Annotated in this window: 11 protein-coding genes; 10 read left to right on the forward strand and 1 reads right to left on the reverse strand. The window is 41.5% G+C overall.

The genetic code is table 11. The features are described 5' to 3' along the window. Nucleotides 1-174: 174 nt before the first annotated feature. The 6 genes from NLBNIHML_RS03255 (at nt 175) to NLBNIHML_RS03280 (ending at nt 8,256) form a co-directional block, all read left to right on the forward strand. Nucleotides 175-1,089 carry an ABC transporter permease gene (locus NLBNIHML_RS03255; protein ID WP_373564964.1) on the forward strand — a complete coding sequence of 305 codons (915 nt, stop codon included), beginning with the start codon at nt 175-177 and terminating at the stop codon, nt 1,087-1,089. A gap of 28 nt (nt 1,090-1,117) precedes the next feature. Then, nucleotides 1,118-2,008, forward strand: coding sequence for a carbohydrate ABC transporter permease (locus tag NLBNIHML_RS03260; protein ID WP_339255492.1), 891 nt, complete (start codon nt 1,118-1,120; stop codon nt 2,006-2,008). Nucleotides 2,009-2,141: 133 nt separating this feature from the next. After that, complete coding sequence (locus NLBNIHML_RS03265; protein ID WP_494353765.1) at nt 2,142-3,746, forward strand: extracellular solute-binding protein; 1,605 nt, start codon at nt 2,142-2,144, stop codon at nt 3,744-3,746. Nucleotides 3,747-4,212: 466 nt separating this feature from the next. Beyond that, nucleotides 4,213-5,376 carry a cation:proton antiporter gene (locus NLBNIHML_RS03270; RefSeq protein ID WP_494353766.1) on the forward strand — a complete coding sequence of 388 codons (1,164 nt, stop codon included), beginning with the start codon at nt 4,213-4,215 and terminating at the stop codon, nt 5,374-5,376. Between the two features lie 693 nt (nt 5,377-6,069). Next, entirely contained in the window at nt 6,070-7,260 is a 1,191-nt protein-coding gene (locus NLBNIHML_RS03275; protein WP_472477879.1) for a glycine C-acetyltransferase, read from the forward strand. A 36-nt stretch (nt 7,261-7,296) separates the two neighbouring features. Continuing rightward, the gene (locus tag NLBNIHML_RS03280; RefSeq protein WP_339255500.1) at nt 7,297-8,256 is read left to right on the forward strand and encodes an L-threonine 3-dehydrogenase; all 960 of its coding nucleotides are present in this window, start codon (nt 7,297-7,299) and stop codon (nt 8,254-8,256) included. A gap of 253 nt (nt 8,257-8,509) precedes the next feature. On the opposite strand, the gene NLBNIHML_RS03285 is transcribed toward NLBNIHML_RS03280, so the two are convergent. Then, nucleotides 8,510-9,106 (reverse strand): TetR/AcrR family transcriptional regulator, encoded by a 597-nt coding sequence (locus NLBNIHML_RS03285; RefSeq protein ID WP_472477877.1) that lies wholly within the window; start codon nt 9,104-9,106, stop codon nt 8,510-8,512. A gap of 197 nt (nt 9,107-9,303) precedes the next feature. On the opposite strand from NLBNIHML_RS03285, the gene NLBNIHML_RS03290 reads away from it, so the two are divergent. From NLBNIHML_RS03290 to NLBNIHML_RS03305, 4 genes are all read left to right on the forward strand, one after another. Next, nucleotides 9,304-9,963 carry an SDR family NAD(P)-dependent oxidoreductase gene (locus NLBNIHML_RS03290; protein ID WP_339233940.1) on the forward strand — a complete coding sequence of 220 codons (660 nt, stop codon included), beginning with the start codon at nt 9,304-9,306 and terminating at the stop codon, nt 9,961-9,963. A gap of 38 nt (nt 9,964-10,001) precedes the next feature. Beyond that, nucleotides 10,002-10,646, forward strand: a complete 645-nt coding sequence (locus NLBNIHML_RS03295) for an NAD(P)H-binding protein (protein ID WP_339233942.1) — start codon at nt 10,002-10,004, stop codon at nt 10,644-10,646. Between the two features lie 56 nt (nt 10,647-10,702). After that, complete coding sequence (locus NLBNIHML_RS03300) at nt 10,703-11,335, forward strand: DsbA family oxidoreductase (RefSeq protein ID WP_494353767.1); 633 nt, start codon at nt 10,703-10,705, stop codon at nt 11,333-11,335. Between the two features lie 239 nt (nt 11,336-11,574). Continuing rightward, nucleotides 11,575-12,240: a GntR family transcriptional regulator gene (locus NLBNIHML_RS03305; RefSeq protein ID WP_494353768.1), complete on the forward strand. Its 666-nt coding sequence runs from the start codon at nt 11,575-11,577 to the stop codon at nt 12,238-12,240. The last annotated feature ends 12 nt before the right edge of the window (nt 12,241-12,252 follow it).

The raw sequence follows: 12,252 nt of genomic DNA on the forward strand, positions 1-12,252 counted from the left end.
CTTTAAAAAGCGGTATCTTTCGGAGAATTCAACTATGGCGAGTAATCCGTGTCAAATTTATGATTAATAGGAGAGAAGTTGAATCAAGATATGGCCGACCATGCTGCTGTATAGAAAAAGGGAGGGTACTTAATGCATAAGGTAAGCGCTATCAAAACAGTCAGGAGCAATAACTTGATAAGCAGACTAAAAGAGCAAAAATGGTTATTCGTGCTTATGCTTCCTGCCTTCATTGCGACATTGTTATTTTCCTATGGTCCGATGTTTGGATTGTATATGGCGTTTACGAATTATCAACCGGGTGGGGGATCGTTCTTTTACCAGTTCTTCCATGCCGAATTTGTAGGTTTCCAATGGTTTGAGTATTTCTTTACTACAGGTGATTTCTACCGGGTTATGCGTAATACGCTTGCGACAAGCTTGCTGACACTGTTCTTCGGATTTCCTGCCCCGATCATCCTCGCGCTTGTGCTGAATGAAGCGAGACAGGGATTTTTCAAACGTTTTGTGCAGACGGTTTCTTATCTGCCGCATTTTATCTCATGGGTTATTGCAGCCAACATTGTGATTACGCTGCTGGCTTCGGATGGAATGCTAAACAACATTCTGGTTCTGCTGGGTATTGTCAAAGAACCTGTCGCATTTTTGCAGAACGGCCCTCTATTTTGGTGGATTATCGCATTGTCGAACATGTGGAAAGAGATGGGATTCAGCGCCATTATGTATCTCGCTGCAATCGCTTCCATAAATCCGGAGCTGTATGAAGCTGCCAGGGTGGACGGAGCCAGCAGATTTAAGCAAATGTGGCATATTACGCTGCCATCTATGCGCCCTACCATTGTCATATTGGCTATTCTCGCGGTCGGAGGTATTTTGAATGCAGGATTTGAACAGCAATACCTGCTGCAAAATAACACCGTACTTGAATACTCCGAAGTGATTGACATTTATGCCTACAAATACGGACTACAGAATAGCATGTTCTCCTACGGGGCTGCTGTAGGGATGTTCAAATCCGTTGTTGCCTTTATTCTTGTTCTCATCGTGAACCGGATTTCCAGAAAAGTGAACGACCAGGCGTTGTTCTAACTATAAAAGACAGAGGGGAGCGCTTGTGATGATTCTGAACAGATTCGGGGATCGTACTTTCAAAATAATTGTGTATTTCATTCTTATTCTCGTATTACTGGTTACATTTCTTCCGTTTTGGAATATACTCGTTCTTTCATTGAATAGCGCGGAAGATACGGTACGAGGCGGCGTCTACCTGTGGCCAAGGGATCTGACCTTGGATAGTTATCAGCAGATTCTGAAAGATAGCGAGATATTGAACGGGCTCTGGGTCACCGTCAAGCGAACGCTTATTGGTGCACCGCTGTCGGTTCTGGTCATTACGATGCTTGCGTATCCGCTAAGTCGGCGGAATCTGATTGGACGCAAAGGCTGGAACTTGTACTTTATCTTTACCATGTATTTCAGTGGTGGACTCATTCCATTCTACATGGTGCTTAAGGCACTCAACATGATCGATACATTCTCGGTATTCATTTTGCCAAGTTTGATGAATGTCTTCTATATGATTATCGTCCGTACTTTTATGGAACAGCTGCCCCATGAGATTGAAGAATCGGCGAGGGTGGACGGGGCTAACGATCTGACGATTTTCTTCCGGATTGTGATGCCGCTGACAACACCTGTGCTTGCAACGGTGGGTCTTTTCCAAGCCATTGGGCATTGGAATGCCTGGTTTGATTCCTATGCGTTCACCTACAGCTCGGACCTGAAAACTCTTCAAGCCGTGCTTGTCAAAATATTGAATCAATTTCAGACTGGTGGCATGATTTCCCAAACGCAAATGCTAGCTAACTCTGCCAAACGAAATGCCGTTTCCAGCGATACCATTCGAATGGCTGCTACGATGGTAGCCACTTTACCAATCGTTATGGTGTACCCGTTCCTGCAAAAATACTTTGTTAAAGGCATGACTTTGGGAGCGGTCAAGAGTTAATCTGTTCCATAATCCGGTTACAGGGAAGGCTTGTCCGGTGGCCTCTCCCTGAAAGGGGGTGGGCAAAAATCGTTTTGGAAATGCTCAATCTAGCACGACAGGAATTTATTCATTGGGAGGAATTAGGGTGTCAATGACAAAGACTAAAAAATGGATAATAATGGGGATTACGGCTGCATTAGCGTTTGGTTTACTAGCGGGTTGCTCCTCCAATGATGGGGAGAACAATACAGCAGGTAAAGACGGGGAACAAGGGCCGATTACGCTGACTTGGTTTGATGGCAATACCAAGGGAGAACCTTTTACCGATGCTGTTGCCCAGGAAATTACCAAAAAGACGGGCATAGAGATTTCCATCCAGCAGCCAACGGGTAATCCAACGGAAAAACTGAGCCTAATGCTGGCGAGTGGGGACTATCCCGATGTGGTGGTCATGAGCCGGGGAGATGCTTCCCTTGATAAGTACATTTCAAGCGGCGCATTCATTCCACTGGATGAGTTGATTGAGAAATATGGTTCTGATCTGAAAGAAATGTACGGAGATACCTTGACCAAAACACGTAATACAGACGGCAAGAACTACTATCTGGCAAACTGGTATGGACTCGACAGTGATCCGGTTTTCGGTATGCTGATGAGACAGAGCCTGTTGGAAGAGTTTCTTCCGGACAAAGCAGATGGTTCACAGCCCCTCACAACAGACGAATTCGAAGCACTCCTGAAAAATTTTAAAGAGAAATACAATACGATTGATGGCAAAGAGTCCATTCCGATGACGATGAACGGGGAGAACATGGGTGCGAATCTGGGCACATTCAAAGGCATGTGGGGCTTAAAAACGTATTATGACAACAACGGACGTCTGCAATATGATGTCAAGGACCCCAAATATCGCGAGATGCTGTTATACATGAATCGCTTATATAGAGAAGGTCTGATCGAAAAGGAATTTGCGATTAGCAAAACACAGACCTGGATTCAAAAGCTGACGACTGGTGCGGTATTTACTACCCCAGGTGCATATTGGGATCCGGGGAACGGCAATGCGGCCTTGAAGAAGGATGGCGGGGAAAAGAATCAACTCTTTGCTTACAAAGTTGTTGCTCCAGGTGTAGATCCGGCTCAAACGACGTTTGGCCCAAGAAGTTCGCTTGGATGGGATGCAATCGCCATTACCAAAAACAACAAACACCCGGAAGAAACGATAAAGCTGTTTAATTATCTGGCGAGTGATGAAGGACAGCATTTGCTGCTGTGGGGCAGGGAAGGCGAACAGTACACCATGGTGGATGGCAAGCGACAACCAAAACCTGAATTCCTGCAAAGCTTCAAGGATAATTGGGATGATACGGTGAAGAAAAGCGGCGTTCGCAAATGGTTATGGTTTATCAAAAATGGTCTGGACCCGAACGGACAGCCGTATGACATGGCAGTTAAATTCCAGCGCAGTGAAGTGGATGAACTGGCCATTAAGAGTCTGGGCGATTCCGTATGGGATACAGCGCAGTATGACAACCTGAATCCGGATGGGGGAACACCTCAAGCTCTGACCGCCCAGAAGGTGAAGGATATTATGGATCAGAGCATTACGAGAGCGATAATTGCTCCAAGTGAAGCTGAAGCCAACTCTGTATTTGACAAGATGCTGGAGGATATGAAGAAGGCTGGCGATGAGAAAGTGGAAGATATCATTAACGAGAAATATGCTCAGCGTATGGAACTGTGGTCTTCGAAATAATTGGAAATCAACTCAAGAGTGTCCCGGGTGATTGCTCGGGGCTCTTTTTATTTGTGGACGCATTTAATCATCCTGTTGCTGTCGCGGGAGAAGAGAATTTTTACCGATTAGAGTGTTACCCAATGATTATCATGACAGAAATGATGTGGCGAGATAAAAGCACAATTCGCTTAGTGCTTCACCGAGCAGGTAATGTTGCCTTGGAGTCATACTGTTACCGAAATTATGCGTTGTGTTTCCGTTTCTGGTTATTATGTTTTTTTGTACATATTAAAAAACGTCCCTGATGCTCGTTTTTAGAGTTTTTATCAAAAATACGTATATGGGGATTAATGATGGTTTTCATAAGGGTAACGACCCTGTTTTGTTTCTTAAAAAGCTATATTGACCTATAGTTTTAGGTCTATTATTATGTTGCGGAACGCGTTCGCATTGTTTGAGATATTGTTGTTGAGGAGTAGGTAGAATGGAGTTTATATGGTATTTGGCTTTAATCATTGTTAGTACAAAAATAGCAGGACATGTATCCGTGAAATTGGGGCAACCCTCTGTTCTTGGGAAATTGGTTGTCGGTATTATTTTGGGACCTGCAATTCTGGGGTGGATTGATAATAATGAATTCATTCATTATGTCTCTGATGTAGGTGTGTTATTACTTATGTTTATTGCTGGATTAGAAACTGACCTAAATCAGTTAAAGAAAAATTGGAGATCAGCAGTTGCTGTTGCTTTTGGTGGGATTATACTTCCTTTTGTAGGTGGATTTGGAGTAGCAGATTTATTTGGATTATCTACGAACTATGCACTTTTTATGGGAGTTTTATTCAGTGCAACATCTGTAAGTATATCAGTACAGGTGCTAAAGGATATGGATCGTTTAAGTTCCAGGGAGGGCACAACCATTCTTGGAGCTGCTGTAGTAGACGATATTTTAGTTGTTATCCTTTTAGCATTTATGATGAGTTTCTTGGGTACAGGTCAGGATGTATCCTTGGGACTTCTAGTAGGAAAGAAAGTGCTGTTCTTCATAGGTGTATTTGTTGCAGGGGCATTTATAGTTCCTCGTGTTATGAAATGGCTCTCAACTCTTAAAGTAACAGAGCCCATAATATCAATCGCACTCTTCATTTGCTTTGGATTTGCATACTTTGCTGATCTGATGGGTATGGCCGGTATAATCGGTTCATTTGCTGCCGGTATTGCAATCTCACAAACAAATTTTAAGAATGTTATTGAAAAGAAGATCGAGCCCATTGCATATTCAATTTTTGTGCCCGTATTTTTTGTAAGCATTGGTCTCAATGTTTCATTTGAAGGTGTAGGTCAACAGATCGGATTCCTTATCGTTCTAACCGTTGCTGCTGTTTTGACTAAATTACTCGGCGGTGCATTGGGAGCAAAGATTACAGGATTCAGCAATGTTTCTTCTTTTGCTATAGGAGCTGGGATGGTATCACGAGGAGAGGTTGCATTAATTATTGCATCAACTGGTTTACAAGCAGAACTTCTTTTACCTGAATACTTCACTTCAGTTATTATAATGGTCATACTTACAACTTTAATAGCGCCACCATTGTTAAAGGTGTTATTTAATCCACGTCAGGGGATTGCTTCAAAAGAAGCCGGGTAATAAAGTAAAAGGGGGCGACTATTATATCTAAACTTTATTTGTTTTCTTATAAGCCTAAAAATGAAGGATGGACTGAGGAGTGTATTAACTTTCATCTTGAACATCTTTTTGAGGTCAAACATCTTCATGACAGAGTGTATTTAATTAAAACAGCGGATGATATTGATTTGTTAGATAAGTATCTTCTTGAGTGTCTACGTACACACGATAGTTACTTTTTGCTACAAATCAGTGAAATGCCTGTCACACATCGTCAGAATGGTCTTATATCTGAAGATGTGGCTAGATGGCTTCAACTGTAACTAATTTCAACGGACTATCATTAGATAGTTCGTTTTCTTTTTGTTGAAAAAAGGAGGAGTCAACAGTAGTGCAACTCCACTCAAGAAGTTGATTTCGGATCTAGGGATGAAGGAATACATAGCAAAGCACATGGAGAAGAGGTAATTGCTGCACAGGAAGTTACCGAGCGGCAAAAGATATAAACAAAAATTTAATACCGATTACTTCCGGTGAAGGGGGAATAATCACTATGTATATTTGCGTATTTTTTTAATTTTTGTCCTTCACATGTGTAAAAAGAATAAAAATGATGCTACATTGAAATTAGTAAAATCCCATTAACAACAAGGTTTTTTCGCATAATGACATGTCTCCTGTACAAGGACAAACGTATATTAAGGAGGGAATCAAATGTCAAGTCAAGCATTGGACCAATTTTTAAGTTCGAACATCGAAGATTTAAAGAATAAAGGTCTATATAACTCCATCGATACACTGCAGGGTGCAAATGGTCCTGTTATTCGTATTGACGAAAAGTCCCTAATCAATTTGTCTTCTAATAACTATTTGGGCTTGGCAACAGATTACCGACTGATTGATGCTTCTGTTAAGGCGGCGCAGACATACGGGGCAGGAGCAGGGGCTGTGAGAACAATTAATGGTACGATGGATCTTCATATTGAGCTGGAAGAAAAACTGGCCCGTTTCAAACAAACGGAAGCCGTTATCGTGTATCAATCGGGATTTAACTGCAATATGGCTGCGATATCCGCGGTAATGGACCAACTTGATGCGATTTTATCCGATGAGCTGAACCACGCTTCCATTATTGATGGCTGCCGCCTGTCGAGAGCCAAGGTAATTCGCTTTAAGCATTCGGATATGAATGATTTAAGACGGCTGGCGAAAGAGACCAAGGAATCCGGTCAGTACCATAAAATTATGGTCATCACCGACGGGGTTTTCTCCATGGATGGTGATATAGCAAAGCTGCCCGAAATCGTGAAAATAGCAGAAGAATTCGATCTGATTACTTATGTGGATGATGCCCACGGTTCGGGCGTTCTCGGAGCAGGTGCAGGAACCGTGAAGCATTTTGGATTGTCCGACCGTATCGACTTTCAAATAGGTACTCTTTCCAAGGCAATTGGCGTTGTCGGCGGTTATGTGGCGGGAAAAAAACAACTGATCGAATGGTTGAAGCTGAGAAGCCGCCCGTTTCTGTTCTCCACATCGCTACCTCCGGCTGCAATCGCTTCCTGTAGCGCTTCGATCGACATTTTGATGAATGACAAGGAGCTGATTGAAAAGCTGTGGGAGAACGGCAATCATTTGAAAAATGGATTGAGCAGGCTTGGATATAATGTAGGTCAAAGTGAAACACCGATCACCCCTTGTATCATTGGCGATGAAGTAACCACCCAACAGTTCAGCAAACGGCTCTATGAAGAAGGCGTTTACGCTAAGGCCATCGTGTTTCCGACAGTCCCGAAGGGAACCGGAAGAATACGCAACATGCCGACAGCAGCCCATACTAAGGAGATGCTCGAACAGGTGATCTCCGTTTATGAGAAAGTTGGCACAGAAATGAAGCTGATTTAGCTACATTCGCGGGAGACTATTTCGGGAGGAATGTCTATGAAGAAGATATTGGTGACCGGAGCACTGGGCCAGATCGGTTCTGAGTTAGTTGTTAAATTACGTGAGATTTATGGTGCGGATCACGTTGTTGCTACGGATCTCAGGTCATCATCCCACGAGATCACCCGATCCGGGCCATTCGAACTGCTGGATGTGACAAATGATAAAGCGATGTTTGAAATCGCCAAGCGGTACGAAGTAGATACCGTCATGCATTTGGCTGCGCTACTCTCGGCTACGGCAGAGGAGAAGCCCCTGCTTGCCTGGAATTTGAATATGGGCGGATTGATGAATGCACTTGAAATATCCAGGGAGCTCAGTTGCCAATTTTTCACTCCGAGCTCCATTGGATCTTTTGGCCCTTCGACTCCGAAAGATAATACCCCGCAGGATACGATCCAGAGGCCTAATACGATGTACGGCGTGAACAAGGTGTCCGGCGAACTGCTTTGTGATTATTATTTTCACAAATATGGTCTTGATACCAGGGGACTGCGATTCCCGGGTTTGATATCTTATATGACGCCTCCCGGCGGAGGAACGACGGATTATGCGGTGGAAATTTACTATGCAGCTGTGACGAGTGGTCGGTATACATCTTATATCGCCAAAGACTCAAATATGGACATGATGTATATGCCGGATGCGCTGAACGCCATCATTGATTTAATGGAAGCGGATTCATCCTGTTTGATACATCGAAACTCATTTAATGTCACCGCAATGAGCGTCGATCCAGAAGCGATCGCTGCCGCGATTCGGGAAGAGATTCCCGGATTCATCCTGGATTATGATGTTGATCCGAAGAGACAGGCAATTGCCGATAGTTGGCCGCACTCCATGGATGCAACAGCTGCGAGAACAGAATGGGGATTTCATGCCCGCTACGACTTAAAGACCATGACGAAAGATATGCTATCACAGTTAAGTGAGAGACAAATGCTTCGCAAAGCTTAATGTTATTGTAAACTTACAGTACAGAGCGAGTAGAAATAAGGCTGGGTTGAAGGTACAGAACATGTTAATTACGAAATTTATCAATTCCATTAAGCTAACGGGCAGGATAGTGGTAAAGCGAAGAGCGGAGATGTTTTGATTTATCTTCAAGCGTACAATATTATTTTTTAAAAGTGCAGTCATAGAAAAGGAGCCGTCATTCGAGGGGCTCCTTTTCTGTGATATCTACCCAGCTACTGTTCGCAAGCATTTATCACTCATCATCTATTGGAATACCTGCGGCTTTTAAGTGTCCGTGAGTGAGAATTTTTCCGAATTGAGAAGCAAGTTCACTTGGGGTATAAGAAAAATCATTTTTAACCCACCATATTACAATGCCCATAAAAGTAGATGCGATATATTGAAGTAATAATTCCTTTGAAATCTGAAGGGGCATATTATCCAAGCCATCTTCCACTGTATTTTTTATAATTTCCTCCATCTTTGATTGAAACCCATAAATTCTATTCTCATCAAGTAACAATGCTTTATAAAAGGGAATATTGCCTTTAATTTTCTCCAGTATGGTTTGCATTAGTTGTTCAAGCATAGAGCCGCTTATAGGAGATTTGCTGCTCGAACAAAGATTGAGTGTACTCTTTAGTTCTTCTAATAATTCGTCCATAGATACGTTTAACAAATCGGGTTTGTTCTGATAATGAAGGTAAAAGGTATTTCGGTTAATCATCGCCTTATCGGCTATATCTTGAATCGTAATTCCTTCGTACCCTTTTTCATTAAGAAGTTCTATAAACGCCTTTTTTATCGAATGTTTGGAGCGAAGGATACGTAAATCGATTTTTTTGCTCATTATGGCTCATTCCCTTAACTTTTTTTGTTAGATATACGACATTTAAGTTGAAACTGTATTTTATCTCTCAAAATCAAAATTATTAAACATTGAATGCTGACCTTTTATTTATCATAATAAACAAAAGATAAATATACAACACATTGACCATTATTTATCTGGTTGATAATTAACTTTAATTAAAGGAGAGATTTTAGATGAAAACGATAGCGATTGTTGGAGCAGGAGCAGGTTTAGGGATGTCCATTGCAAAGAAATTCGGACAAAATGGATTCCGCGTAGCGCTTATTGCACGAAATGAAGAAAAGTTGAACCAACTAGTTATTGAATTAGAACAATTGGGAATCGAAGCTGCTTCATTTCAAGCGGACATATTAAATAAAGAACAAATTGAGATGGCATTTGCTGCTATTAAAGAGAAATACGGATTTATTGATGTTCTTGAATACAGTCCAACGCCGAGCTTTGACTCAGTAGCGCCAACACTAGATGTAACTGAAGAAAATGCATTATACCAATTTCAATATAATGTTTTAGGTGCTTTATCAAGTGTTAAACAAGTGCTTCCGGATATGTTGGATAAGCAAAGCGGTGCTCTGTTATTTACAACGGGAGGTGCTTCAGTACACCCGGTACCGATGATGGGTAATGTCGGCATTGCAATTTCAGGACTTCGTAATTATATCTTTAATTTGAACAGCGAACTAGCTGACAAAGGAGTTTATGCAGGTCACCTTTCGATCGGAATTTGGATGCAGCCAAATTCAGGAGTTCAAGATAAAATCGCTGATATTTGGTACGACATGTACAGCAAAAGAGACAGAGTAGAAGAGTTTATAACTGAAGATAAAGTGTAAGCTGAATAATTTATATTAGAGGAGACACAGGAAAGAATATGAATATCACTGTTTTTGGTGCAACTGGTGCAATTGGACAGCTTGTGACCCAACAAGCATTAGATCACGGAGATTTCGTTACGGCATACGTTAGAAACCCCCAAAAAATCAGCCTCAAACATCCAAATTTGAGTCTTGTACAAGGGGAACTTTCGAATAGCTCAACCATCGAGAAAGCCGTTGCCGAATCTGATGTCGTAATCAGCACATTGGGGCCAGCCTCCGATATGTCACGAAAGCTTAAAGGCACGCCGATTGCTGACGGACACGAACTGATAATTAAGGCTATGAAGAAACATAACAAAAAAAGGTTCATTACACTTGCGACGCCAGCTTTGCAATCAGATGACGATAAGAAAAACATGTCCACGATACTTCCAGGTGTATTAGCCAAAGTTCTCCTTCCGAACGGTTATGCAGAAATGAAGAAAATAGAAGGAATAATTAAAACATCGAATATGGATTGGACAGTCGTTCGAATTATTAACCCCAATGTTAAATACACAGGGCAGTCTTATGACTATTCATTTGGAGATCAATCGGCTAAAATGTCTGTTTCCAGAGAAAATGTTGCCAAATTCATGTATTCTGCTGCTCGTGACAACCAATTGATTAGAAAAATGCCTATTATTTATAACAAATAAACTCAATAAAAATGAAGTATTCACCGATTAAGGTGGTTAGTGAGGGAGAATTCAAAATGAAAATCGAGATATGGTCGGATTATGTTTGTCCATTTTGTTATATTGGTAAACGACGATTAGAGTCTGCATTGGAGCAATTCGCTCATCCAAATGAAGTGGTCATTGAATATAGAAGCTTTGAACTTAATCCGCAAACATCCATGTACTCAGGCAAAAGTATGCATCAAATCCTTTCTGAGAAACATGGTATGAGTATCGAGCAAGCGAAAAAGGCACATGCTGAACTTGAAAAACAAGCAGCAATGATGGGGCTCGTGTATAATATCGACCAAATACAGCCCACCAATACGTTTGATGCGCATCGTTTAACCCAATATGCCAAATCAGTGGGTAAAGATCAGGAATTAGCAGAGAAGTTGTTCTATTCTTATTATACGGACGCCAAGTTAATTAGCGATTATGAAACCTTAGCAGATATTGCAGAATCAGTTGGAATGAACAGAGATGAGTCCATGGCAGTTCTCCATGACCGCTCCAAATATGCTAGCGAAGTGCGTTCAGATGAAGCTACAGCAAAACAATTAGGGATTACAGGAGCACCTTTCTTTGTCATTGATAGAAAATACGCGATATCCGGCGCACAACCAACAGAGGTATTTTTAAAAGCTCTTAACCAAGCATCTCAATAAATAAATCCAGGTATTGGTAAGACAAAGATACTATGAAAGCATTATCGAGAGAGCAATCACAATGTATTTTAGAACAGCGTGTAGATAGTCAGTTCAAGCGAAATAGGCAAAATCATAAACCGCCCAAACTCCTTATTGGAATTGGACGGTTTTTTCTTTTCGTCATCAAATAATATTTGCTTCTCAATCGTGTATGCGATATATTGCATATAAGATTAATTGTAATGAGGATGAAAACCATGCCAATTCCCAAAGATTTTGCCTTACCCGCCCGTATGTCTGCAAAAGAAAGAGCGTTTTCTCAGATTCAGCGATGGATTATTGATGGAACACTGCAACCAGGTGAAAAGCTTATGGATGCGGAATTGGCTGAATCGCTTGGAGTCAGCCGGACACCGATTCGGGAGGCATTTCAGTTGCTCGAAGTTCAAGGCCTCGTGTCTATGCATCCAGGAAAAGAAACAAAAGTAACGAATATTGAGAAAAACGATATTTTCAAGATGTACTCAACGATGGCTGCTCTTCAGGCTTTAGCTGCTGAAATCACCGCCCAAATTATTGTTTCAGAACAGATCGAGAAACTAAGATCCATAAATTTGGAATTTGCTAGTTCCATTAAAAATGGACAAGTTTATCAAGCTATGGAGGTGGATGAGCAATTTCATAACTATATTGTGGAGCTCTCAGATAATCCTTATGTAGCCACATTTAATGCCTCTCTACAGATTCACATTAGGCGATTTAAGTATGTGTTTTTAAAACAACCCATCACGGCTACACTAGCTTCAGTGGAAGAGCATGATTTGATTATTAAAGCTTTTGAAGGCAAAAATAGCGATGATGCTCACATAATAATGAAACAAAATTTTATCCGACCGATGCAGGAACTGTACGAAATACTTTGAAATGAGGAATAA

The sequence above is a fragment of the Paenibacillus sp. JNU01 genome (assembly GCF_059130585.1).

Coding starts and splice junctions, on each gene's coding strand:
- NLBNIHML_RS03260 (WP_339255492.1), top strand. CDS start 1,118: ATGATTCTGAACAGATTCGGGGATCGTACTTTCAAAATAATTGTGTAT.
- NLBNIHML_RS03300 (WP_494353767.1), top strand. CDS start 10,703: ATGAAAATCGAGATATGGTCGGATTATGTTTGTCCATTTTGTTATATT.
- NLBNIHML_RS03270 (WP_494353766.1), top strand. CDS start 4,213: ATGGAGTTTATATGGTATTTGGCTTTAATCATTGTTAGTACAAAAATA.
- NLBNIHML_RS03290 (WP_339233940.1), top strand. CDS start 9,304: ATGAAAACGATAGCGATTGTTGGAGCAGGAGCAGGTTTAGGGATGTCC.
- NLBNIHML_RS03280 (WP_339255500.1), top strand. CDS start 7,297: ATGAAGAAGATATTGGTGACCGGAGCACTGGGCCAGATCGGTTCTGAG.
- NLBNIHML_RS03295 (WP_339233942.1), top strand. CDS start 10,002: ATGAATATCACTGTTTTTGGTGCAACTGGTGCAATTGGACAGCTTGTG.
- NLBNIHML_RS03275 (WP_472477879.1), top strand. CDS start 6,070: ATGTCAAGTCAAGCATTGGACCAATTTTTAAGTTCGAACATCGAAGAT.
- NLBNIHML_RS03265 (WP_494353765.1), top strand. CDS start 2,142: ATGACAAAGACTAAAAAATGGATAATAATGGGGATTACGGCTGCATTA.
- NLBNIHML_RS03305 (WP_494353768.1), top strand. CDS start 11,575: ATGCCAATTCCCAAAGATTTTGCCTTACCCGCCCGTATGTCTGCAAAA.
- NLBNIHML_RS03285 (WP_472477877.1), bottom strand. CDS start 9,106: ATGAGCAAAAAAATCGATTTACGTATCCTTCGCTCCAAACATTCGATA.